Origin of the sequence: Caballeronia concitans (assembly GCF_001544615.1) — a bacterium.
In the GTDB taxonomy this organism is placed as follows: Bacteria; Pseudomonadota; Gammaproteobacteria; order Burkholderiales; family Burkholderiaceae; genus Caballeronia; species Caballeronia concitans.
In genome coordinates this window covers 1-21,952 of sequence record NZ_FCNV02000019.1, presented here as the reverse complement: position 1 = coordinate 21,952, position 21,952 = coordinate 1, and the positions used below count along the sequence as shown (strand labels likewise).

General features: G+C 62.1%; 22 protein-coding genes and 2 pseudogenes. 20 read left to right on the top strand and 4 right to left on the bottom strand.

The window, feature by feature from the left end:
- Window positions 1–275: 275 nt before the first annotated feature.
- From AWB72_RS26625 to AWB72_RS26605, 5 genes are all read left to right on the top strand, one after another.
- A complete protein-coding gene (locus tag AWB72_RS26625) occupies window positions 276–1,214 on the top strand; it encodes a TauD/TfdA dioxygenase family protein (protein WP_040053706.1) in 939 nt (312 codons plus the stop codon).
- Between the two features lie 67 nt (window positions 1,215–1,281).
- Window positions 1,282–2,367, top strand: coding sequence for an ABC transporter substrate-binding protein (locus AWB72_RS26620; RefSeq protein WP_040053567.1), 1,086 nt, complete (start codon window positions 1,282–1,284; stop codon window positions 2,365–2,367).
- Complete coding sequence (locus AWB72_RS26615; RefSeq protein ID WP_040053566.1) at window positions 2,368–3,192, top strand: ABC transporter permease; 825 nt, start codon at window positions 2,368–2,370, stop codon at window positions 3,190–3,192.
- 9 nt (window positions 3,193–3,201) lie between these two features.
- The gene (locus AWB72_RS26610; protein WP_040053565.1) at window positions 3,202–3,984 is read left to right on the top strand and encodes an ABC transporter permease; all 783 of its coding nucleotides are present in this window, start codon (window positions 3,202–3,204) and stop codon (window positions 3,982–3,984) included.
- 13 nt (window positions 3,985–3,997) lie between these two features.
- Window positions 3,998–4,768: an ABC transporter ATP-binding protein gene (locus AWB72_RS26605; RefSeq protein ID WP_040053705.1), complete on the top strand. Its 771-nt coding sequence runs from the start codon at window positions 3,998–4,000 to the stop codon at window positions 4,766–4,768.
- 70 nt (window positions 4,769–4,838) lie between these two features.
- On the opposite strand, the pseudogene AWB72_RS29855 reads toward AWB72_RS26605, so the two are convergent.
- Window positions 4,839–4,996, bottom strand: a pseudogene (locus AWB72_RS29855) (citrate-proton symporter); the annotation flags it as partial.
- Window positions 4,997–5,082: 86 nt separating this feature from the next.
- Here AWB72_RS29855 and AWB72_RS26600 point away from each other — a divergent pair.
- The 10 genes from AWB72_RS26600 (at window position 5,083) to AWB72_RS26555 (ending at window position 14,476) form a co-directional block, all read left to right on the top strand.
- Window positions 5,083–5,859, top strand: coding sequence for a GntR family transcriptional regulator (locus AWB72_RS26600; RefSeq protein WP_040053564.1), 777 nt, complete (start codon window positions 5,083–5,085; stop codon window positions 5,857–5,859).
- 160 nt (window positions 5,860–6,019) lie between these two features.
- Entirely contained in the window at window positions 6,020–7,756 is a 1,737-nt protein-coding gene (locus AWB72_RS26595) for a fumarate reductase/succinate dehydrogenase flavoprotein subunit (RefSeq protein ID WP_040053563.1), read from the top strand.
- Between the two features lie 11 nt (window positions 7,757–7,767).
- Window positions 7,768–8,013, top strand: coding sequence for a 4Fe-4S dicluster domain-containing protein (locus tag AWB72_RS26590; protein WP_014251881.1), 246 nt, complete (start codon window positions 7,768–7,770; stop codon window positions 8,011–8,013).
- Between the two features lie 10 nt (window positions 8,014–8,023).
- Complete coding sequence (locus AWB72_RS26585) at window positions 8,024–9,430, top strand: ABC transporter substrate-binding protein (RefSeq protein ID WP_040053562.1); 1,407 nt, start codon at window positions 8,024–8,026, stop codon at window positions 9,428–9,430.
- Window positions 9,431–9,437: 7 nt separating this feature from the next.
- Entirely contained in the window at window positions 9,438–10,250 is an 813-nt protein-coding gene (locus AWB72_RS26580) for an ABC transporter permease (RefSeq protein ID WP_052450165.1), read from the top strand.
- Window positions 10,247–11,113: an ABC transporter ATP-binding protein gene (locus AWB72_RS26575; RefSeq protein WP_040053561.1), complete on the top strand. Its 867-nt coding sequence runs from the start codon at window positions 10,247–10,249 to the stop codon at window positions 11,111–11,113. Before AWB72_RS26580 ends, AWB72_RS26575 begins: the two co-directional genes overlap by 4 nt.
- Window positions 11,110–12,105, top strand: coding sequence for a HEAT repeat domain-containing protein (locus tag AWB72_RS26570; protein ID WP_040053560.1), 996 nt, complete (start codon window positions 11,110–11,112; stop codon window positions 12,103–12,105). Before AWB72_RS26575 ends, AWB72_RS26570 begins: the two co-directional genes overlap by 4 nt.
- A 438-nt stretch (window positions 12,106–12,543) precedes the next feature.
- Entirely contained in the window at window positions 12,544–12,951 is a 408-nt protein-coding gene (locus tag AWB72_RS26565) for a hypothetical protein (RefSeq protein ID WP_040053559.1), read from the top strand.
- A gap of 10 nt (window positions 12,952–12,961) precedes the next feature.
- Complete coding sequence (locus tag AWB72_RS26560; RefSeq protein WP_244285766.1) at window positions 12,962–13,333, top strand: c-type cytochrome; 372 nt, start codon at window positions 12,962–12,964, stop codon at window positions 13,331–13,333.
- Between the two features lie 90 nt (window positions 13,334–13,423).
- Complete coding sequence (locus tag AWB72_RS26555) at window positions 13,424–14,476, top strand: catalase (RefSeq protein WP_040053558.1); 1,053 nt, start codon at window positions 13,424–13,426, stop codon at window positions 14,474–14,476.
- A 940-nt stretch (window positions 14,477–15,416) separates the two neighbouring features.
- On the opposite strand, the gene AWB72_RS26545 is transcribed toward AWB72_RS26555, so the two are convergent.
- Window positions 15,417–16,964, bottom strand: a complete 1,548-nt coding sequence (locus AWB72_RS26545) for a methyl-accepting chemotaxis protein (RefSeq protein WP_342066318.1) — start codon at window positions 16,962–16,964, stop codon at window positions 15,417–15,419.
- Between the two features lie 406 nt (window positions 16,965–17,370).
- Here AWB72_RS26545 and AWB72_RS26540 point away from each other — a divergent pair, with 406 nt between their 5' ends.
- From AWB72_RS26540 to AWB72_RS26535, 3 genes are all read left to right on the top strand, one after another.
- A complete protein-coding gene (locus AWB72_RS26540) occupies window positions 17,371–17,583 on the top strand; it encodes a hypothetical protein (protein ID WP_084593144.1) in 213 nt (70 codons plus the stop codon).
- A gap of 111 nt (window positions 17,584–17,694) precedes the next feature.
- Complete coding sequence (locus tag AWB72_RS29730; RefSeq protein WP_280174610.1) at window positions 17,695–17,808, top strand: hypothetical protein; 114 nt, start codon at window positions 17,695–17,697, stop codon at window positions 17,806–17,808.
- A gap of 64 nt (window positions 17,809–17,872) precedes the next feature.
- A complete protein-coding gene (locus tag AWB72_RS26535; RefSeq protein ID WP_244285765.1) occupies window positions 17,873–19,348 on the top strand; it encodes an EAL domain-containing protein in 1,476 nt (491 codons plus the stop codon).
- A 268-nt stretch (window positions 19,349–19,616) separates the two neighbouring features.
- Here AWB72_RS26535 and AWB72_RS26530 read toward each other — a convergent pair whose 3' ends face one another.
- Complete coding sequence (locus tag AWB72_RS26530) at window positions 19,617–19,796, bottom strand: FlhC family transcriptional regulator (RefSeq protein ID WP_244285764.1); 180 nt, start codon at window positions 19,794–19,796, stop codon at window positions 19,617–19,619.
- Here AWB72_RS26530 and AWB72_RS26525 point away from each other — a divergent pair.
- Both AWB72_RS26525 and AWB72_RS26520 read left to right on the top strand, forming a co-directional pair.
- Window positions 19,795–20,139 (top strand): hypothetical protein, encoded by a 345-nt coding sequence (locus tag AWB72_RS26525; protein ID WP_167550982.1) that lies wholly within the window; start codon window positions 19,795–19,797, stop codon window positions 20,137–20,139. The genes AWB72_RS26530 and AWB72_RS26525 overlap by 2 nt on opposite strands.
- A gap of 286 nt (window positions 20,140–20,425) precedes the next feature.
- On the top strand, window positions 20,426–21,541 hold the full coding sequence (locus tag AWB72_RS26520; RefSeq protein WP_208863189.1) for an NHL repeat-containing protein: 1,116 nt from the start codon (window positions 20,426–20,428) through the stop codon (window positions 21,539–21,541).
- Window positions 21,542–21,592: 51 nt separating this feature from the next.
- On the opposite strand, the pseudogene AWB72_RS29575 reads toward AWB72_RS26520, so the two are convergent.
- Window positions 21,593–21,745: pseudogene (locus AWB72_RS29575) on the bottom strand (Arm DNA-binding domain-containing protein); the annotation flags it as partial.
- Window positions 21,746–21,952 lie beyond the last annotated feature (207 nt).

Sequence of the window (21,952 nt, the reverse complement as noted above, 5' to 3'; positions counted from 1 at the left end):
CGCGTAGCTCGTGCACGTTTTCATCGAGCACGAGAGGGTTGTCGCGGGAAAACCCGAGCGCGGCTGGTTGCCCGCGTTCCGGCAGACAGAGCTGCGAGCGAATTCCGGCAGTCCGACGGCGGCTCCAGCAGGGAACTGCGGGAAAGCATCGCGGGATTGCAGCGATATGCATAGCCGAAACGCTTCGTTGGTAATACGTCGCGACGATGCTTCAATGTTTCCGTCACATTCAATGCGGTCTGCATCCGACCAACGCAAACCAACGGAGACTTTCGATGCCCGAACTTCCCACGCTCGCCGCCGAGTCCACGCTTGCCCCTGTCACGTCGAATGAACCGTTCCAGGTGCGCCCGATCGGCGGACGCATCGGCGCCGAAGTGCGCGGCGTGACGCTTTCCGCGGATCTCGACGATGACGCCGTCGCCGCGATCAACCATGCGCTGCTCGAACACAAGGTGCTGTTCTTCCGCGGTCAGTCGCATCTCGACGACGCCGCGCAGGAAGCCTTCGCCGCGCGTTTCGGCGAGACCGTCGCGCATCCGACCGTGCCGTCGCTTTCGAGCGGAAGCCGTCTGCTCGAGCTCGATTCGAAGCACGGCACGCGCGCGAATTCATGGCATACGGACGTCACGTTCGTCGATGCCTATCCGAAGATTTCGATTCTGCGCGGCGTCGTGATTCCGCCAGCAGGCGGCGACACCGTATGGGCCAACACGGCCGCCGCGTATGCAAACCTGCCGGAAGTGCTGCGCGATCTCGCCGACAAGCTCTGGGCGCTGCATTCGAACGCCTACGACTATGCCGCGACGCGCAACGTGCCCGATACGGAATCCGAACGCGAGTATCGCAAGCAGTTCACATCGACGCTCTACGAAACGGAGCATCCGGTCGTGCGCGTGCATCCGGAAACGGGCGAACGCACGCTTGTGCTGGGTCACTTCGTGCAGCGCTTCATCGGACTTTCTCAGCGCGATTCGGATCGTCTCGCCGAGCTGTTTCACGATCACGTCACGCGCCTCGAAAACACCGTGCGCTGGCGCTGGACGCAAGGCGATGTCGCGATCTGGGACAACCGCGCGACCCAGCATTACGCGGTGGCCGATTACGCCGACGCGCATCGCGTCGTGCGCCGCGCGACCGTGCACGGCGATGTGCCCGTAGGCATCGACGGGCGCAAGAGCCGCATCGTCAAACAGGAAACGCGCACGGCGTGACGCGTCGCGCGATACCGCATGCACCGGCGAGTGACATCGCCGGCGATCCACTCTTTCTCATTGCACGATGACACTACGATTCAAGCTCTTCGTCGGCGCGGCGACGCTGTTCGCCGCGCTCATCGGTCCCGCGCATGCCGCCGATCCGGCCGTGGTGCGCATCGGCGTCGCGCAGCAGGGCACCGGCGATCCGCCGACGTTCGGCGGATCGCCCGCCGCGACCGCGTTATTGCAGCATCGCGTGGAAGATGCGTTGCAGCCCGAGCACATCAAGGTCGAGTGGATCTTCTTCAAAGGCGCGGGGCCCGCGGTCAACGAGGCGCTCGCGAACAAGCAGCTCGACTTCGCGTATCAGGGCGATCTGCCCTCTGTGCTCGGCCGCGCGAACGGATTGAAGACGCATCTGCTGCTCGCGTCGAACGTGCGCACGGGCGTGTATCTCGCGGTGCCGCCGGATTCCGGCATCAAGAGCGTCAAGGATCTGAAAGGCAAGCGCGTCGGCATCTTTCGCGGCACGAATCTGCAACTCGTCGCCGATAACGTGTTGAAGGAAAACGGCCTCAGCGAACGCGATCTGCGCGTCATCAATCTCGATACCGCCGCTGCGCAGGCCGCGCTGGCATCGAAGGGCGTCGATGCCGTGTTCCTCGACTACTCGCTCTTCAAGCTGCAACGTCAGGGGCTTGCGAAGATCGTCTACGCATCGCGCGACGACGGCGTGCAGTTCACGCGGCAAGCGCATCTGCTCGTGCTCGAAGACTACGAGCGCGCGCATCCCGACACGGTGCAGAAGGTGGTGACCGCCGTGGTGCAGGCCGCGCAATGGTCCTCCGACGAAGCCAATCGCAATGCGCTTTTCGCGTTGTGGGCGAAGAGCGGCGTGCCCGTCGAATCGTGGTCGTCCGAGTTTGCGAATCAGCCGATGAAGGACCGCATGTCGCCGCTCATCGATCCGTTTCTGGTCGCGCGCTATCAGGCCGTCGCCGATGACGCATTGCGTCTGAATCTGATTCGTCAGCCCGTCAGCGTGAATGGATGGTTCGAGCCGAAGTATCTCGATCAGGCGCTGAAGTCGCTGAAGCTCGAAGCATACTGGCCGCGTTTCGATGCAGCGGGCAAGCCTTCCGGCGAACGTCTTGCGGAGAACCGGTAAATGGCCAATGCACTGACGCGTGTGGTTCAGCCTGCGGATCGTGCGCGCGGGATTTCATCGACGGATACGTGGCGCACGATCGGCTGGACTGCGTTGCCGTGGCTCGTGCCCAGCGTGTGCGCGTTGCTGTGGGTGCTCGGCTCGCACTACGGCTGGATCTCCGCGCAAGTGTTGCCGCCGCCCGCGCTCGTTTTCGAAACGCTCGGCGCGCTCGCGAAGAGCGGCGAATTGTGGACGCACCTGCTGGCAAGCACGACGCGCGCCGCTGTCGGGTTCGGCGGCGGCGTGCTGCTCGGCATCGTGCTCGGCGGATTGCTCGGTCTGTCGCGCACGCTGGAAGCCTACGTGCTGCCGAGCTTCAACGCGATCGTGCAGGTGCCCGTGCTCGGATGGCTGCCGTTTCTGATGATCGTCGCCGGCATCGGCGAGCCCCTGAAGTATCTGCTGATCGGGCATGCGGCGCTCGTGCCCGTCACGCTCTCGACGCTGCAAGGCTTTCGCGGCACGCCGCGCGCGTTGCAGGAAGTCGCGTCGGTGTATCGCTATACGCGCTGGCAAGTCATCACGCGCGTGACTTTGCCGTCCGCGATTCCCGTCATCGGGACGGGCGTGCGGCTCGCGTTCACGAAAGCGTGGCTGACGCTCGTGGTCGTGGAGCTCGTCGCGTCGTCGGAAGGGCTGGGTTATCTGATCGTGTATGGACGACAGCTCTTTCAGCTCGATCTCGTGCTGGCCGCGGTGCTCATCGTCGGTGCAATCGGCTATGCGGCCGATCGCCTGCTCGATGCATTCGAGCGCAAGCTGCAACGCGGCCGCGCCAATTGAGGAGGAGCCATGTCGACGCTGGATTGGGAAGCGGGAACAGTCAAGGGATCGTGGCGCGGACTCGTGTTGCCGATAGTCGCGCTCGCCGTGTGGTGGTACGTGTCGCGCGATGCGCAAGTGGGGCGCGGCGTGATGGTTTCGCCCGCACAGGTGTGGAATACGGCCGTCGATCAGGTCCGCAGCGGGGCGCTCGCGCGTGCGTTGTCCGCCTCGCTTGCGCGCGAGTTGACGGGCTTTGCGATCGGCACGAGTCTCGGGCTTGCGCTCGGCGCGCTGCTCGGCATATCGAAGCTCGCCAATCGTGCGATCGCGCCGAGCTTCAACACGTTCAAGCAAGTGTCGCTGTTCGCGTGGATTCCGCTCATTTCCGTGTGGTTCGGCTTGGGCGATGTCGCGAAGGTCGTGTTCCTTTCGCTCGCCGCGCTCGTGCCCGTCGTGATGCATACGAGCGACGGCATCCGCGCCGTGCCCGCGAGCTGGCTCGATGTCGCGCGCGCGTATCGCTATGGCAGGCTGCAGACACTCGCCTATGTCGTATTGCCCGCCGCGTTGCCGTCCATCTTCACGGGCGTCTATCTCGCGCTCATCTATTCGTGGCTCGCGACGCTCGGCGCGGAGTATCTGCTCGTCGCGGGCAGCGGGATCGGCAATACGCTCGTGGATGGCAGCGAACAGTTTCGTATGGATCTCGTCGTGTTCGGCGTGATCGTGGTCGGTTTGACGGGGTGGGCGTTGAATGCCTTCGCGCGCGGCGTGCAGCGGCGCTGGCTCGGCGCGTCGCGCGTGGCTTGAGGAGAATCCGGAAATGACGACACAAATAGTGCAGGACGGCGGCCTGACGCTGCGGCATGTGAGCAAGCGCTTCGCTGGCGATGCGGCAGCGCCGGTGCTCGATCGCATCGATCTGTCGATCGCGAGCGGCGAGTTCGTGAGCATCGTCGGGGCGAGCGGTTGCGGCAAGTCGACGTTGCTGCGGCTCATCGCGGGCCTCGATGGCGATTACGACGGCGAGATCGATTTCGGCGGTGAGCGCGTCGTGACGACGGATCTGTCGCGCGGCATCGTGTTTCAGGATCATCGGCTGTTTCCGTGGCTCGATGTCGCGCAGAACGTCGCGGTGGCATTGCGCAACGCGCCACTGTCGAAGGCCGAGAAGGCGCGCGCGGTGGCGGAGCATATTGAACTCGTCGGATTGAAGGGCCACGAGCGGCATTACCCGCATCAGTTGTCGGGCGGCATGGCGCAGCGCGTGGCGATTGCGCGCGGGCTCGTGACCCGGCCGCGTCTCCTGTTGCTCGATGAACCGTTCGGCGCGCTCGACGCGCTCACGCGTAGCCGCCTGCAGCTCGAATTGCAGCGCATATGGGAGCATGAGCGCATCACGATGGTGCTCGTCACGCATGACGTGGAGGAAGCCGTGCTGCTGTCGGACCGGATCGTGGTGATGCAGGCGCGGCCGGGGCGTATCGGGGAAGTGGTGGAGGTCGCGGTGCCGAGGCCGCGGAAGCTCGGGGATCGCAAGGTCGCGCAGTTGCGGGACGATATTGTCGAGACGTTTTTCACCGATGCCGCCTGAAGCTGCGCTTCGATCGCCGCTTTATCGACAACGGATCACGCACGCCGCGCGGACTTGCATCTGACGGCCCGCTTTTCCAATTGCCGGGTGCGGCCTTGTCGTGCGTGACGTGGACGAGATACGTCGAGACAGCCGGTGTGAATCCGCCGAACACGCCGCCGCCCGGCTAAACGCGGGCGAGAACCCCGACCGGCATGATCTCGGTGACTGCGCGACCATCGCGCCGTCGGACTAGCCGAGGCGTGGCTATAATCCTCCGCAATTCAAACTGCAAACGGCGCCCTGCCCGGCCGGCTGACGCGCAACAGCCCTCCATGCCGCCTCGTCTCAAAGTTTCCCCCGATTCCCACGTTCCGCTTTACGCTCAGATCAAGGACGCCCTACGCTCGGGCATTCTCGATGGTCGCTATCCGCCGCACAGTCGCATGCCGTCCGAAAGCGAACTGCAGACGATCTTCGACGTCAGCCGCATCACGATTCGTCAGGCGCTCGGAGATCTGCAGAAGGAAGGGCTCATTTTCAAGGTGCACGGCAAAGGCTCCTTCGTCTCGCAACCGAAGGCCTTCCAGAACATCACGTCCTTGCAGGGCTTTGCCGAAGCGATGTCGCGCAGCGGTCACGAGATCATCAACCGTGTAGTGAAGTTTCGATTCGTACCGGCGCCAGCGGAAGTGGCCGCGCGGCTTTCGCTGCCGGAGCAAACGCGAGTCGCAGAGATTCATCGGGTGCGCTTGCTCAATCGATCACCGGTTTCATATGAGATGACGTACTTGCCGGAACTGCTCGGGCGTCAACTCGAACGCGCGGATCTCGTCACACGCGACATTTTCCTCATTCTCGAAAACGACTGCGCGCTGCCGCTGGGCAGCGCGGATCTCGCCATCGATGCCGTCGCGGCAAAACCCGGCATCGCGCGAGCACTCGCCATCGCCGCAGGTGAACCGCTGCTGCGCATCGAGCGCCTCACGCACGATGCCAACGGACGGCCCGTGGATTTCGAATACCTCTACTTTCGCGGCGACACGTTCCAATACCGCCTGCGCATCGACCGGGCACGCGCCGCGAGTCCCGCCCGCCGTCGGCACGTCTGAACGCCGCTGAGCCGTTATTCGGCGCACGCGAAAGCAAAGCAGAAACGATTGATTCCCGCTGCGCACATCGGCTCATACAATCTGGTCCTAACTTGTCATAACAAGCTGCGCCAGATGGCCGATGCGCTTCTGCTGGCGGTGGCGCCACGTCTTTACGAGCATGCAGACACACGAACTCGAATACGACATCGTCGTGGTCGGCGGCGGCACAGCCGGCCCGATGGCTGCGATCAAGGCCAAGCAGCGCGACCCGAAGCTGCGCGTCCTGCTCATCGATAAAGCCCACGTCAAACGCAGCGGCGCAATCTCGATGGGCATGGACGGCCTGAATAACGCCATCATCCCCGGACATGCGACGCCCGAGCAGTACGTGAAGGAGATCACCGTGGCCAACGACGGAATCGTCAACCAGGCCACGATCCATGCGTATGCGAAGCACAGCTTCAAGACGATCGAAGAGCTCGATCGTTGGGGCGTCAAGTTCGAGAAAGACCCGACGGGCGATTACGCGGTGCGCAAGGTGCATCACATGGGCGCATACGTATTGCCAATGCCGGAAGGTCACGACGTCAAGAAAGTGCTCTACCGGCAATTGAAGCGCACCCGTGTCGAGATCACGAATCGCGTCGTCGCGACGCGTCTTCTGACCGGGACCCACGGTGAGATTGCGGGCGTGATGGGCTTCGATTGCCGAACCGCGCACTTCTACGTCATTCGCGCAAAGGCGGTGATTCTCTGCTGCGGCGCGGCTGGTCGTCTGGGCCTGCCGGCGTCCGGCTATCTGATGGGCACATACGAAAATCCGACCAACGCCGGCGATGGCTACGCGATGGCTTATCACGCGGGCGCCGAGCTCGCGAATCTCGAATGTTTCCAGATCAATCCACTGATCAAGGATTACAACGGTCCTGCATGCGCGTATGTGACAGGACCACTTGGCGGCTATACGGCAAACGGCAAAGGCGAGCGCTTCATCGAATGCGATTACTGGAGCGGGCAGATGATGTGGGAGTTCTATCAGGAACTCCAGAGCGGCAACGGTCCGGTGTTCCTCAAGCTGGATCATCTCGCCGAGGAAACTATCCAGACCATCGAAACCATTCTGCATACGAACGAGCGCCCGAGCCGCGGGCGCTTTCACGCGCGTCGCGGCAACGACTATCGGACGCGCATGATCGAAATGCACATCTCGGAGATCGGCTTGTGCAGCGGACACAGCGCATCGGGGGTGTGGGTCGATGAAAGCGCACGCACCTCGGTGCAAGGACTCTATGCAGCAGGCGACATGGCCGCCGTACCGCACAACTACATGCTCGGCGCGTTCACTTACGGCTGGTTCGCGGGAGAGGACGCTGCTTCGCACGTGGCAGGCAGGGAGCTGCCGTCACTCGATGCATCGCAAGTCGAAGCGGAACGCGCTCGCGTCTTCGCGCCGCTCGAACGCGAACGCGGCCTTCCACCCGCGCAAGTCGAATACAAGCTGCGACGCTTCGTGAACGACTATCTTCAGCCGCCCAAAGCCACGCGCCGCATGGAGATCGGACTGCAACGCTTCGCGGAGATTCGCGACGACATCGCGCAGCTGCGCGCTGCCGATGCACATGAACTCATGCGCGCCGCCGAAGTCGCCGCAATCCTCGATTGCGCCGAGATGGCTGCCCGCGCATCGCTGTATCGCACGGAAAGCCGATGGGGGCTTTATCACCATCGCGTGGATTTTCCTCAACGAAACGATGACGATTGGTTCTGCCACGCGCATCTGAAGAAGGATGCATCGGGGCGCATGACCTCGTTCAAGAAGGCCGTTGAGCCTTACGTGGTTCCCATCGACGAAACCGAGCGCGGCGCGTACTCGCGCCTGCGCGTCGCCCGCAGCGCGCAACCGGTCGCTGCCTAAGGAGAGACTGCATGGCCCTCGTTCCTCGTGAGGCGCATTTGCGCACGAGCCTTCCCGTCATGATCGATGAAGACAAGTGCATTGCCGATAAAGGCTGCACAGTCTGCATCGATGTCTGTCCGATGGATCTGCTGGCGATCGATCCCGACACCGGCAAGGCTTTCATGAAGTTCGACGAATGCTGGTACTGCATGCCTTGCGAACGCGATTGCCCAACCAACGCGGTGCATGTCGATATACCGTATCTTCTTCGATGAGGAATCCAGAATGAAACGAACGCTCTTGTTCGCGCTGACCGTCGCGCTGTTTGGCGCGCATGCGCAGGCGGAAACCATTCGCGTCGCCATCGGCACGCAGGACACGACCATCAACACGGCTGCGGGCGGCGCGCTAATCCGCGAACTGCATCTGCTCGACAAGTACTTGCCGCACGACGGCAAGTACAAAGACGCGCAGTACGACATTCAATGGAAGAACTTCACGAGCGGCGCGCCCATCACGAACGAAATGGTCGCGGGCAAGCTCGATTTCGGCTCGATGGCGGATTTTCCTGGCGTGCTCAACGGCGTCGCGAATCAAAAGGCGGGCAAGAGCAGCGTCTTCATCAGCGTGCTCTCGGGCAGCGTGCGCGGCAGCGGCAACGGGATCGTCGTGCCGGTCGACTCTCCGGTACAGTCGATCTCCGAACTCAAGGGCAAGACTATCTCGGTGCCGTTCGCCTCGACCTCGCACGGCATGTTGCTGCGGGCGATCGCGGCCCAAGGCTGGGATCCCGAACGCGACGTGAACATCGTCGCCCAGCCGCCCGAAGTAGCCGGACCGGCGTTGCAGACGCACAAGATCGAGGCGCACGCGGACTTCGTGCCCTTCGCCGAACTGTTTCCGTATCGAGGCTTCGCGCGCAAGATCTACGACGGCTCGCAAGCCAATGCGCCGACCCTGCATGGCGCGCTTGTCGAGAAGGACTATGCGCAGAAGTATCCCGAAGTCGTTATCGCCTATCTGCGCGCGGTAATCGAAGCGAACCGTCTGCTCGCCGCGGAGCCGGAGCGATACAGTGAACTGATCGCCAAAGTGACGGGCATCGAGCCCGAAGTCGATTACTTGTTCCACGGGCCGCTCGGTCTGCAGACGCGCGATCTCACATGGAAGCCCGAATACCGCAAGGCGGTGCAGACATCGTTCGATACGCTGAAGCTGCTCAAGCGAGCCGACGGCGATCTGAATGCGAACACGTTCATCGACGACAGCTATCTGCGCGCGGCCTTCAAGGCTGAACATCTCGATTACGACGCCGCCTTGCGCAACTATGCGCAAACGCCGCTTGTTGCGAATGATGCGCGCACCGGCAAGCCAATCGCGCGGACGGAGCGCGTCGCACAGATCTGGGTGCGCGGCGAAGCGCGGGTGCGCAGCTACGCGTCGCCGGAAGAAGCCGTGCAGCAGATGGGCAAGCTGGAAAGCGAAGGGAAGCAAGTACGCGCGTTTTATGCGCAGGATCGCGAGAGCGGCATCAAGCTGCTCGGCAATCAGGCGTGGTTCGCGAGAAGCGGTGACGGGCAACTGAACGCATTCCTGCTGAAGGATCGCGCGCAAGCCTGGGCGGCGCAGCACGGTGGACAAGTGCTCGATTTCGCCGCCGCGCGGCAGCCGACCGCACTTGCGAATCGCTGAGGCGCGCATGGCGACGCTCGTTTCTTCCGTTCCCCTGCTTCGCCATCGCGGCACGCGTGCCGGCGTGCAGTGGGCATCGCTCGCGTTGACGTTGCTGCTCTGGCATCTCGCGACGACGCATCGCTGGAACCTCGGCTTCATCACGTTCGCGAACGTGCCGACGCCAGCCGATACCATCGCGGCCATCGTCGATCTGGCGCACTCGCCCAAGCTCTTCGCGGACTTGTCGAGCAGCCTGCGGCGCATCGCGGCGGGCTATGGCGTGGCGGCGGCAAGCGGCATTGTGCTCGGGGTCGCGATCGGACGCTCGCAGTTTGCGCGCCTGTGCTTGCTCACGCCGCTCGAGGTATTGCGGCCCATTCCCGCCGTCGCATGGATTCCGCTGGCGATCCTGATGTTCCCTTCGTCAGAAATGTCGATGATCTTCATCACCTTCACCGGCGCGTTCTTTCCCATCCTGCTTGGCACGATACACGGCGTCGAAGGCGTGGAGCCGCGGCTCGTATCGTCCGCTAAAAGCCTGGGCGCGAGCAACTTGACGATTCTTCGTGAAGTCGTATTGCCAGGCGCTGCACCCGCCATCGTCACCGGCCTTGCCATCGGCATGGGCACCTCCTGGTTCTGTCTCGTGACCGCGGAGATGATCTCCGGGCAATTCGGCATCGGCTATTACACGTGGCAGTCGTACACGGTGCAGCAATATCCGCAGGTCGTCGTCGGCATGCTGTTGATCGGCCTGCTCGGAATGGGAAGCAGCGCGCTCGTTCGCGCGGCGGGCCGGCGTCTGACACCGTGGCTTACAAGCGGGAGCCGTCCATGACTTCTCGGAATCCGCAAGGCAGCGCAGGCAGGGTAACGCTCGAGCACGTCGCGCTCACGCTGGGCGATGGACCGCAGGCGTTCACCGCCGTGCGCGATGTGAACATGACCATCGAGGCCGGCGAATTCGTCTGCATACTCGGGCCGTCCGGCTGCGGCAAGTCGACATTGCTCGCGGCGCTCGCAGGACATGTCGCGACGAGTGCGGGTCAGGCGACACTCGATGGCAAGCGCATCGACGGGCCGCATCCCGAGCGCGGCATGGTCTTCCAGCAGCATACCTTGCTACCGTGGCGCAAAACGCTCGACAACGTGGCGTTCGGCCTGAAGATGCAGGGCATCGGCAAGCGCGAAAGGCATCGGCAGGCACGCGCCTTACTGGAGCGCGTGGGCCTCGGCGCCTTCGCGGACCGCTATCCCGCGCAACTTTCAGGCGGCATGCAGCAGCGCGCGGAAATCGCACGCGCCATGCTGATTGCGCCACGCGTCCTGCTGATGGACGAGCCCTTCGGCGCGCTCGACGCGCAAACGCGCGCGATGATGCAGGCCCTTCTTCTCGATGTCTGGAGCGAGCGCAAGCCGACCGTGGTCTTCGTCACGCACGACATCGACGAAGCGCTTTTTCTCGCAGATCGCATCCTGGTGATGAGCGCGAGCCCCGGTACGGTGCTGGAAGACTTGCAGGTGCCGTTCGCGCGTCCGCGCGAGCGCGGCGAGACGCGCGATCTCGTTACGGAGCCGGAATTCATCGCGCTCAAGCGCCGTTGCCTCGCGCTGCTTCGCCATCAACCCATCGCGTCGCCCGCCGCCGATCACGCGACGGCGAGCGTTCGTTTCAATCGCTCAGTGCAGACCGCCTCATGACTCAAGCATCGCCTCTCTTCGATTCATTCACCGATTCCGACGATGCCGCTCTCGCCGCTCGGCTCGCTGATGCCGACCCCGCCGTGCGCCGCCTCGCCGTGATCGAAGCGGCCGAACTGGAAGACGAAGCGTGGCTGCCCGCACTGATCCACGCGCTTCGTCACGATGCGGACGCCGCAGTGCAGCGCACAGCGGCACAGCGGCTCGGGGCATGGGAATCCGCGGATGTCGTCGATGCGTTGTGCGACGCCATCAAGGACGCGCGGCTCGACGCGAACGTACGTAATGCGGCGGCGGAAAGCCTCACGGCGTTGAAGGACGCGGCAGCGGGCGCGCGCGTCCTGAACCATCTCACCGATGCCGATGACGAACCTTACGCACGCGCCGCGTTGCTGCGCGGCGTGCGCGAGCTGCGTCTTCCGGCGGCGGCAACGCCCGCACTGGAAGCGCTGGCGGATGCATCGGCGAATGTGCGCCGCGAAGCGGTCGGCGTGCTCGGCTGGCTTCGTCATGCGCAAGCGCTCCCGCGACTCGCATCGCTTGCGCGCGACGATGCATCGCCGGAAGTGCGGCATGCCGCGATCGGCGCGCTGGGCTTCGCCACGGACGACACCGTGCTCGATACGTTGACCTCCGCGCTTCACGACGGCGAGTGGCGCGTGCGCGAGGAAGCGGCGGCCACGCTCGGCAAATTGCGCCTCTTGTCGGCGCGCGCCGCGCTCGAAGGCGCGCTTGCCGACGACTACTGGCAAGTGACGTTGCAGGCCACGCGCGCGCTGGGCCGGTTGCGCGATGCGACGAGCACGCCTGCGGTCGCGGAACTCTTGACCTATCCGATCAGCAACGTGCGCAAGGAAGCGGCGCTCGCGCTCGGCGAACTCGGCGACATCGATGCGCTTCCGGTACTCGAAGCCGCGCTGAAAGACGGCGATCCCGAAGTGCGCAAGGCAGCGCGCATAGCGATTGCGCAGATCGGCACGCGGCACGGCTGACGCCCGCGTCCGGACTTGAACACGAGCATCCGATCGCGCAGATGGCCCACGACATTGGGATCATGCGTGATGAAGAACAGCGCGGTGGCATGCCGTGCCTGCGCCCCGCACAAGGGCGCCGTCCATTACGCAGTCCTCCTTTGGCGGGGTGTTTTCCCCGCGAATGCGTGGTTTTTTCCAACGGCCGTTCGCTTCATAGTGAAGCCATCACAAGACGGCCTTCGAACGGCCACGCGTGGCGGTGTCTCCACACGACAAACACTCATCCTGCAGCGAAAGGGCCAACGAAAACATCAACGCCCGCGCCTGCGGCTCTCTTGGCCTCACATTCGTCGAGGCAACGCTCTCTTCTCCGTATGACTACACAGGCGCGCTGCGCCTCACGTGTCTCGGCACATGGACGGCCGCCACGACGCGGCCAGGAAGGAGGTATTCGAAATGAAAGCCCATCAAACGAAGTGCGCGATGCTCCTCGCGCTCGGCATCCTCATGTTCGGCGCGGCCTGCGAGTCCGGCGTCGCGGCGACCAGCGCGGACACGGCCGACGCCCGCGCGATCGGCGTCGACGGCGGCGGGCCGCTTACGCTCACGCTTCTCGCGCCGTCCGGCGGAACGTCGCGCCTGACTTATATCGATGAAGACGGCTGGCGGCTCGATGACCGCGACGCGAGCCTCAAGCCAACGGAAGCGCGGATCACGCCCGCTTCCACTGAGCCGCCCAAGGGGGCGTCCGGCGCGGAGCGACCGATGACCGTGTTCATCGACGGCCCGACGGGCTTCACTTACGTGTGGATGCGCGATCAGGGCTGGAAGTTCGTCGGCCGCCTCGCCGATCGCAAGCACTGAGTGCTTCGCCATGCGGAAATCGCTGGTGCGCGGCGCGGCCTTCATGCTGGCCGCCTCCTTTGCCGCATACGCCCACGCGCAGCCGAATGCCGCCGCCGATGCATCGCTCGACGATGCATGGCGCGCGGTGCGCATCGCCGATTGCGCCCGTTGTCACGGCAAGGATCACGAGGGACTGGCCGCGCCGTCGATCGTCGGCTTTGCGCGCACGCAAGGCCGCGAGCGCTTCCTCGCCGCCGTGCTCGACGGCAATCCGCCGATGGGCATGCCCGCCTATCGTGGCACGCCGCTGGTTGCGGACCGCATCGACGCGATCTATCGCTACTTCGCGGGCCGCGCCGACGGCAGCATCGCGCCCGGCGCGGCGCCGCACGGCCGATGAGGGCTTCGTCGACAAGCGCTTGGCATCTTCGGGAACGCGACTAGACTTCAATTGCAGGACTTCCTTCATGGCGCGCAACGGAGGTGAATCATGAGCGCAGGCAATGACGGAACAGGTTGGACAGACAAGCCGGACGACGCGACCACCATCACGAAGCTGGTCACGAAAATCGGCGAGCAGCAGGCGAAACTCGCCCGCAGCCGGCATACCGGTCTGGGCGGACAAGTCGATCGGGCGCAGCATCAGAAACAGGTGCTCGGCGCTTTCGGCACGCTTCGCATTGCAGACGACATCCCCGATACGGTCAGGTTCGGCCCCTTCGCGAAGCGCGATGCCTCGGCCGGACCGATTCTGTACCGCGTCGCGTGCCGGATTTCGAACGGTCAGCCTTGTCCGCAGGCCGACACCGAATCTGACGTGCGCGGCATCGCGATCAAGTTCTTCACCGACGACGGCGTGGAAACAGATCTCCTGATGACCAACGAAGGCGGCCGTTCACATGCGCGCGACGCGAAACAGTTCATGGCCGTATCCGACATCATCGTCGCGAAACTCGCGGACGGCGTCGCCGGCGGTCTCAGGCAGACGCTACACGAGCTTCGGACCGGCGAGCTCCATCTCGGGGAGGGCGTGGACAGCGTCGCGATTCTCGTCAAACAGGTCGGGCTGCATCCGGTCGCGAGCGTCACCCTGGAGGATTTCTGGGGATCGGTCGTGCGGCTTGGCCCGGCGGCGATCAAATATTCGCTGCATCATTTCGATTCGACGCCCTCTGGCACGCAGGCCACGGGCGAGGGCGAGAACTATCTGCGCGCGGATTTGTTCAACCGTCTGGAAGAAGGACCGGTCGGCTGGTGGCTCGGCGTGCAGCTTTTCGTCGATGAAGCCACGACCCCGGTGAACGACGCGTCGGTTGCCTGGAAGTCGCCGGTCATTCGGATTGGCGAGCTGGAAATCGCGTCGCAGCCTTCGCGCGAGGACGAAGCGAACATCGACAAGATGGCGTTCAATCCGGCCAACGGCTTCGCGCCGCTCGGCATCACGCACGCGCGTGGGGAAGTCTATGCGACGAGTGCTGCGAACCGCCGGGGCCGCGGTCTCCTTTCGAGCGACGAGGCGCGGGCTTTGTTGATGACGCGCTGAACACGTCGAGTCACGCGCGACTGCGCACTTCCGCACGTCGCGCGCCGCTTTTCTCCGATAACGGTGCGCATTTGGCGACGAACCCGGGGTGCGCACTCGGAGTTTCGCTGCTCAGTGTCTATGGCGTCTGGCGGAAGGAAGCCGAGGTGAAGCACCCTGTCGCGAATCGACTCGTCGGCGTGACGGCGCTCCTTGGCAACGTCGGAGCCTTTCCGTCCACGCTGGAGGTCGAGCGGGCTGCAGCGGATGCGGGCCCATACCCGAAGTACGTCGACATTCGAGGACGACGCGGCGTAAAGCCCGCTCCCTAAAAAAAGCCCGCTTTCCGGGGGCAGAAGCGGGCGTGAGGTACAACGAGAGAGTCGTCTCTGGAGGAGACGTTACCGTTTTAAACCGCGCGGTCCGGCGATTCAAGATGCGCGGCCTGTACGAAAGACATCGGTTCCGCACTCCTTTTGCCGGCAAAAGAACGTCCTACTCTATAGGCGTCACTCGCCTACTGACTGTGTTGAACTCGCCGGAGCGCTTATGAAACTCGAGTTCCATGAACACAACGCCGTCGAGACGGCCATCGAGGAGTGCCAGCGGCAAATTGCGGCCCAAACGGACCGGGTTACGCAACAGACGAAAGCTGGAAGGGCTGCCTCAACGTCACGGTACTTGCTGTTCGCTCTCCACCGCAGCCTGGAAGCGTTGAAGCGAGCAGAGCAGTTCTAAAAGCATCGGCGACGAAAGGGAGACGGGTGCGACCACAGCGGGCAACGGGACCCGCCGATCGCGAGACCGCTCGTTCCGAAGTCATGCTCGGCGCGTGGCGCCTGCCTGACGACCATCCGCGCTCACGCATTCACACGTCGAAGCCGAACGCTCTCCATTCAGCCGGCTCGCTTTTGCGCCATCCGCGGCGTCTCGACAGCCTCGCGTTGTCAGAGGCACGCCATCAAACGACAAAAACCCCCGTCGACGCCCGCAAATCGCCAGCCTGCGCCTCAAGCGCAGTCGTCGCAGCCGCGGCCTCCTCGACGAGCGCCGCATTCTGTTGCGTCACCTGATCCATCTGCGACACCGCTTGATTGACCTGCCCGATGCCCTTGCTCTGCTCTTCGGAAGCTGCGGCGATCTCGCTCATCAACCCAGTGACTCGCTTGATAGCGCCGGTAATCTGCGCCATTGTTGCACCGGCATCCTCGACGTGGCTCCTCCCCGTGCGCACTCTATCCACGGATCGGTCGATCAGCTCGCGTACTTCCTTCGATGCTACTGACGACCGTTGCGCAAGGGATCGCACTTCAGAGGCAACCACCGCGAAGCCTCGGCCGTGCTCGCCCGCTCGCGCGGCTTCGACGGCGGCATTCAGCGCCAGGATATTCGTCTGAAACGCTATCCCTTCGATGATTCCGGCGATCTCAGCAATCTGTTTGGAATCGATGTTGATCGCTTCCATCGTCGCCACGACATCGGAAACCACGTTCGCGCCGCGGTCGGCGACGTCTGCCGCTTCAGAAGCCAGACGATTGGCCTCGTGTGCGTTACTCGCATTGTTAGTCACTGTCGAAGTCAGTTCTTCCATGCTCGCTGCAGTCTGCTGAAGCGATGCCGCCTGTTCCTCCGTTCGCTGTGACAGATCGAGGTTGCCGGCTGAAATCTGCTGGGACGCAGTCGCGATCGAATCCGCGGACGTCTTAATGGCCGTGATGGTTTGCTTCAATTGCCGCTGCATGCGGCTGATCGAATACAGAAGGCTCGTGCGATCGTCCGGCGCGGTCACCACGGACACCGACAGGTCGTTGCTCGCGATACCGTCCGCGATTTGAACCGCATATTCGGGCTCTCCACCGAGAGTACGTCGCAGAGAACGGTTAAGCAGCACTGTAGTCAGTGCAAGCAGCGTTGCGATGCCGGCGAACACCAGAAGCGCGCGATACACCGACCGCGTGAAGTCCGCCTGAAGATCGTCAAGGTAGACGCCCGTCAACATCGTCCATTGCCACGGCTTGTATGAGGCAACATAGCTGAGCTTCGGCACGCTTTCAGTCGCACCGGGCTTGGGCCAGCTATAGCGAAGGAAGCCTTGGCCGTCGCGCTGCGCAAGCGTCACCGCATCGGACCACATGTGGATGCCGTCCTTGTCTTGGATGTCTCTGGCGCTCTTGCCTTCCATGTCCGGCTTGGTCGAGTGCATCACGAGCGTGACATTGGGATCGATGATCGCGAAATAGCCACCGCCGCCGTAACGCATCACACGCACGCGCTCGGCGGCTTGCTTGCGCGCCTCATTCTCCGTGAGCTGCCCCGTCTGGACCTTGGCCGCATAGTCTTTGACCGTATTGAGAGCGGCGTCCGTGACCGCCTGGAGCATGGCGCGACGTTCCTCCAGTCTGATCTCGCGCATCTGGAAGGCATCGAAAATGGAAAGCGTGGTGAGGCATACGAGGCTGATCGCCAAGGGGATCCACATGCGCAGCCGGAAAGGAATATTTTTCATCATAGTCGTGATCGGGTAAACACCAGTTTACGGCGGGGTTACCGGTCACTTGAGGCGGCGATCAGCAGTGTCGCTGGGACAAAACGCCACACCTGCCGCGACCCGGGCAGCCTTCTCGAAAAACGGACGAGCGGCACCGAGTTCTTCCTTGTAGTTTTTTCTCCTCGGCGGTTTCCTCGAATGTAAACGGAGCGCGAGCTGCAATCGCGTTATTAGGTGATCCGCAAATGCACCAAATTAGGGTTTACACGTTTAAGTAAACGCTAAAGACGCCGTTAAGCAAACGTTACACGATTCCGGTTTGCGGATTAACGTACCGCTTCAATCACAAGCTCCGTCGCGACGAGTTTCCGTTTTTCGACCAAGCGTCGCCAAACCGTGGGCAGAGACACATAGGGAGAACAAGGCAATGGCTCGGGCTAACAACGAGATTGGAGAACTTGAAAAGACGGTGCTTACGCTAGTCCGCCGGCCACGGCTGATCCGCCGTGACTACTGGCGAGCCGAAGTCGAGCGGCAGCTGGGCCGCGCCGACATCACGGGCGGCGACCGGCAGCGATTGTGCGCACTGCATCACCTGCTTGGCGATGTCCCGGAGGCGGGTTTGACTCATGTCAATTGAATTGCCCGCTCGCCCCGTGGTAGCGGCTATTGAAAAATCCGAGTCGGGCGCGATGAACAGCCGCGACCCGATGCAGCCGGACAACATCACACTGATGCATCGCTCTGGCCGGTGCGTCTGTCGGAGGTTGAACCGCAGCAACGCGCGATCATGCAGGTAGCCCGACGGCTGGCCGAGTCCGCCGAGATCGTGCCGGGTCAGAAACCGGGTGAAATCTATGCCTGATCGAATCTATCGGACGCCAGCGCGCTTGTCGTTGCTCCTGTGCGTCGTCTGCGGCGCCGCAGTCATGCTCGCGGCCATCATGTTTAGCGAACATATGGCGACGGTCAAAATAGCCGACCATGAGCAAATCATCGGTCGTGATGTGGTTCAATCCGTTGACCGGATTTTGGACAGCGTCAGTTCGCTACGCCGAAATGAACTTGCTGCGCTCGCCGGCAAACCCTGCAGCCAGGTCGGGGCGTTGCTGGCCGATCTGGAAACCTATCTGCGATATGTCCGCGCCGTCGCGCTGGTCTCTGGCGACCGTCTTTACTGCTCTTCCGCGCTTGGACGCATCGACGTGCCCCTGTCGAATTATTCCCTCTCGATAGGCCGTGGCGACAGCATTGGTCTTCTCGCCCAAACGCGCTACCAGCCAGGCGTGCCGGTGCTCGTCGTTTTCAACCGGACGGCGCCCGGTGCCGGTGTACTGTCGATTGTTGAAGGTGATTACCTCATGAATGCGCTGGCGCACGGTCTCCGGTACGGGGCGCAGACCGTGTCGATATCGGTCGCGAATACGGGCCGTCTCGACGCGCGTGGGACGTTCACGCCAGCTTCTGCGCCGCCCGATGCATACACGACGCGCATTGAATCTCTCAAGTGGCCGTTTGAGGTCCTGGTATCGCCCTCCGAAGGCTTCGTGTCGGGCATGCACTGGAAGTACCGAGTCGCGGGCCTGACGCTCGGCCTGCTACTTGACGCGCTGCTCGCAGCGGGCTACCTGCTCACGTTTGCCCCGCGACGATTGTTGCTGAAGGCAGTGCGTCAGGCACTTGAGCGCAACGAGTTTCATGTTGTCTACCAGCCGATTATCGAGACTTCCAACCGCTCGTTGGTCGGCGTCGAGGCGTTACTGAGGTGGCACCACCCGAAATGGGGCCCAATAAGTCCGGCTAGCTTCATGGAGGAAGTCGAGTCCAGTGACATGCTGGGACCAGTGACGCAATTCGTGATGAGGACGGCCGTTGCCGAGATGGCGCAGCGATTGGTGGCGATCCCATTACGCATTGCGGTCAATGTTGCTTCTCGGGATTTGGAACGCAGAGACTTCGTCGCCCAGGTCCAGGCCCTGACCGCTCGCCTGCCGGCAGGTGTCACTCTCGTTCTTGAACTCACCGAGCGATTTTTTCTTCGCGAGAGCGGGCGTACGGCGGCGACCTTCAACGCACTGAAGGCCAAGGGAGTCAAGTTTGCCATCGACGACTTTGGCACTCAGCATAGCAATCTCGAACTACTCGGTCGCTTCCAGTTCGACTACGTGAAAATCGACCGTCAATTCGTGAGTCAGGTTGACAGAGGGGACGCCCAACTGATCAGGGGCATTGTCTCAGTCGCGAAGCACTATGGGCTCCAAGTCATTGCGGAAGGCGTCGAGACTGAATCTCAGCATCTGGCTTTGCGGGCAGCGGGGGTGCCATTCGCACAAGGGTACCTCTATCAGCGGCCGGTGACGGCCGAGCAGCTCGCGCAGCAGCATTGTGAAGTAACAACTTCGTAGAAAGATTCGGTTCACCGATCGATTGAGTACGAATTGGAGACCCCTCGGCAGGCAGTACCGTCGCGTAAGTTGAGTGGCTTGGTGGCGAGCCGGCCCATGATGATGAAGCTCTTTAAGTATGGAGAACTCGCCGCGATGTGCAGACTTCGGATTGCACCGGCGCTCGCCGAGCAGTTCATAGCAGCGAGAAAGAGGACCCCGTCTTTCGGCCTGATCGACATTCTTACGTTAGCCGCTCAAGCGGTCGGATGCCACCAGTGGGATGGCTTTAGGAGCGTCGACGCAGCGATATGCCGTTGTGCGCGACGAACCTGCCGCGCCAGCGCGCGCAGCCCGCGAGCCGGAGAGTCCCGGCGTTCTTGAAGCGGATCAACGTCCAGGCGCGTGTGAGATCCATCTGCAACGGCTCGCCGTTGATCTCGAACTGTTCCGCGTGGAGCGCTCGCATGGACCAGTCGCCCATCCGAAACGCGGAATGTCCAGGAATCGTCTATGCTGCGGCTGAGCCAATCTTTTCAGGGCGCAGAGGAGCCACGATGCAGGTGAACGCAACGATCCTTGCTCACGAAGCCGTAGAACCGGAGTCGGACGAGCTTCATCGATTCATATTTTCGATCAGCGACGAACTGAATACGCAGCCCGTACGCAACGTGGTCTCGCTGCGTACCGCACGTGTATTGGCGAGCGAATTGGTACCCGATACCGCGTTCGGCCGGATGATCTTGACGATCGTTCAGAGCGACCCCGCCGATTATGACCACTTGGTCGGCAAAGCATTCCGACATGCCTAGCTGAATTAGCCGCCCGGCTGTGAGCCGATTCGAGCGCGCTAAGGTTGCGTCGCCCGTTGGTTCCGTATTCGGCGACGGTTCGTATCTTGTCGGCGAAAGAACTGTTTGGCCACGCCGATGGGACGGGTAAAGTGAAAGAATTTCAACCGCAAAGCGTTCGCAGTTATGTGCAAAGATTTTTCCCTTGCAATCCGCAGAACCGTCGCATAGCTTTCTGAAAGTCCCGCGCCCGTCTCTTCCAAGGAGTTAGATCCGAAACCTGTCTTCTGAAAGCGAGGAGCATGTCATGAATATGAACAAGCGTGCCGCGCAGTTCGTAGCAGTTGTCTTAACAACACAATTCATTTTTAGCGCACCAGGTTTTTCGCAAACTACTGACTCTTTATATGTCGCGGACGACGGCGATAACACGGTAAAGCGGTTCGGGCTGCAGGGGGAATCTCTCGGCACATTCGTCAAGTCGACCAACGGTTTGCACGGGCCTATGGGACTCGTTTTTAAAGCGAATGGCGACCTTATTGTATCCGACCAAAATACGGGGACGTCGGCCAATAGCGACATACTCGAATACGATGCCACTGGCCAACTGTTGAAGAAACTCGTCGTCCACAACGACCCCGACTCCCCCGTTGCGTCGCGCGGCCTCATACTTTGGAGAGATTCCAGGGCCAAACAAGACTTTATTTTCGTCGCTGACTTTACAACCGAGCCAAATTCTAGCAAACCGCCGACTCCGGGTCGCCTTCTGAAATACACGGCAGAAGGGAAACTCGTCGACACTTTTGTCCCGAGCAACTTATCGTTCGGCACATGCGCAGTACCGCCGCCCGGGAACCCTGTTTCAGGTCAATTCCATCCGCGCGGACTTGTACTAGGTCCCGATGGCCTGATTTACATTTCGAGCTACACCTGCACGGGCTCGGGGCTACGGGGGCAAGTAATTAGGTTCGATCCGCTTAACGGCAGAGGAGCCTTCAAGGATGTCTTCATTGACAGCAGCAATGACCTGAACCGGCCCGAGGGTTTGGTGTTCGGGCCTGATGGATACCTTTATATCACCAGCTTTCGGGCGGATAAGACCGACAGCGACAAGATTCTCGTGTTCCAAGGACCCTCTAATGGGAGTCCTGGCTCACTCGTTAATACAATTAATCTTTATACCGCAGGCGATGACGCTCACCGCGTTTATGCCCAGGCCCTTCTCTTTGGCCCTGGTGGGAAGCTATTCGTCCCCATCTCTGGCGGGGGGCCCTCCACTACAGAGATCGGGAGTGTTCGCCGTTATGATTTGAGCAACAACAATCATTTCGATGTTTTCGTTCCGGCTGGGACCGTGAAAGCCGGGTGGTACCTGACATTTGGGCGGACGAATCCGAGCACGCTCGCCTACGGTTCGAGATGACCGTGCGACACATGTCCTCGCCATAGAGGACATCTCGGCACACGTCTCTCAAGCGCGACTCATGATCGTGAAGCGATAAATCCACGAGCGTGAACCGCTTGTTGATATTTGAAGATACAGGCCGCCACCGTCGGCGTAATAGCCCGGCGATATTTCTTTCGCGATCTGCAGTGCACCCAATCGATGAAGCTGACGCCCCGCCACCTCTACCCCCTACCCACATTTCTACCCGCATATGACGGTGAAATTTTGCGGGTAGAGGCGAGAGTGGGCGAGAGGCTTTCTACCCGCAACGCCTTATCGCGCAAGGTATGTGCGGGTGACTGTGAGAGAGAGTTGTGTGCGTCAAGATGTGCAGAAACCGGGTGTCGGTGGTTTCAGTTGATCCTTCTTTGCGGCGTGCGGTGCGAA

What these genes read in the sequence shown, in the direction of transcription:
- AWB72_RS26625 (WP_040053706.1), top strand. Translation starts at nt 276, where the DNA reads ATGCCCGAACTTCCCACGCTCGCCGCCGAGTCCACGCTTGCCCCTGTC.
- AWB72_RS26620 (WP_040053567.1), top strand. Translation starts at nt 1,282, where the DNA reads ATGACACTACGATTCAAGCTCTTCGTCGGCGCGGCGACGCTGTTCGCC.
- AWB72_RS26615 (WP_040053566.1), top strand. Translation starts at nt 2,368, where the DNA reads ATGGCCAATGCACTGACGCGTGTGGTTCAGCCTGCGGATCGTGCGCGC.
- AWB72_RS26610 (WP_040053565.1), top strand. Translation starts at nt 3,202, where the DNA reads ATGTCGACGCTGGATTGGGAAGCGGGAACAGTCAAGGGATCGTGGCGC.
- AWB72_RS26605 (WP_040053705.1), top strand. Translation starts at nt 3,998, where the DNA reads ATGACGACACAAATAGTGCAGGACGGCGGCCTGACGCTGCGGCATGTG.
- AWB72_RS26600 (WP_040053564.1), top strand. Translation starts at nt 5,083, where the DNA reads ATGCCGCCTCGTCTCAAAGTTTCCCCCGATTCCCACGTTCCGCTTTAC.
- AWB72_RS26595 (WP_040053563.1), top strand. Translation starts at nt 6,020, where the DNA reads ATGCAGACACACGAACTCGAATACGACATCGTCGTGGTCGGCGGCGGC.
- AWB72_RS26590 (WP_014251881.1), top strand. Translation starts at nt 7,768, where the DNA reads ATGGCCCTCGTTCCTCGTGAGGCGCATTTGCGCACGAGCCTTCCCGTC.
- AWB72_RS26585 (WP_040053562.1), top strand. Translation starts at nt 8,024, where the DNA reads ATGAAACGAACGCTCTTGTTCGCGCTGACCGTCGCGCTGTTTGGCGCG.
- AWB72_RS26580 (WP_052450165.1), top strand. Translation starts at nt 9,438, where the DNA reads ATGGCGACGCTCGTTTCTTCCGTTCCCCTGCTTCGCCATCGCGGCACG.
- AWB72_RS26575 (WP_040053561.1), top strand. Translation starts at nt 10,247, where the DNA reads ATGACTTCTCGGAATCCGCAAGGCAGCGCAGGCAGGGTAACGCTCGAG.
- AWB72_RS26570 (WP_040053560.1), top strand. Translation starts at nt 11,110, where the DNA reads ATGACTCAAGCATCGCCTCTCTTCGATTCATTCACCGATTCCGACGAT.
- AWB72_RS26565 (WP_040053559.1), top strand. Translation starts at nt 12,544, where the DNA reads ATGAAAGCCCATCAAACGAAGTGCGCGATGCTCCTCGCGCTCGGCATC.
- AWB72_RS26560 (WP_244285766.1), top strand. Translation starts at nt 12,962, where the DNA reads ATGCGGAAATCGCTGGTGCGCGGCGCGGCCTTCATGCTGGCCGCCTCC.
- AWB72_RS26555 (WP_040053558.1), top strand. Translation starts at nt 13,424, where the DNA reads ATGAGCGCAGGCAATGACGGAACAGGTTGGACAGACAAGCCGGACGAC.
- AWB72_RS26545 (WP_342066318.1), bottom strand. Translation starts at nt 16,964, where the DNA reads ATGATGAAAAATATTCCTTTCCGGCTGCGCATGTGGATCCCCTTGGCG.
- AWB72_RS26540 (WP_084593144.1), top strand. Translation starts at nt 17,371, where the DNA reads ATGGCTCGGGCTAACAACGAGATTGGAGAACTTGAAAAGACGGTGCTT.
- AWB72_RS26535 (WP_244285765.1), top strand. Translation starts at nt 17,873, where the DNA reads ATGCTCGCGGCCATCATGTTTAGCGAACATATGGCGACGGTCAAAATA.
- AWB72_RS26525 (WP_167550982.1), top strand. Translation starts at nt 19,795, where the DNA reads ATGGACCAGTCGCCCATCCGAAACGCGGAATGTCCAGGAATCGTCTAT.
- AWB72_RS26530 (WP_244285764.1), bottom strand. Translation starts at nt 19,796, where the DNA reads ATGCGAGCGCTCCACGCGGAACAGTTCGAGATCAACGGCGAGCCGTTG.
- AWB72_RS26520 (WP_208863189.1), top strand. Translation starts at nt 20,426, where the DNA reads ATGAATATGAACAAGCGTGCCGCGCAGTTCGTAGCAGTTGTCTTAACA.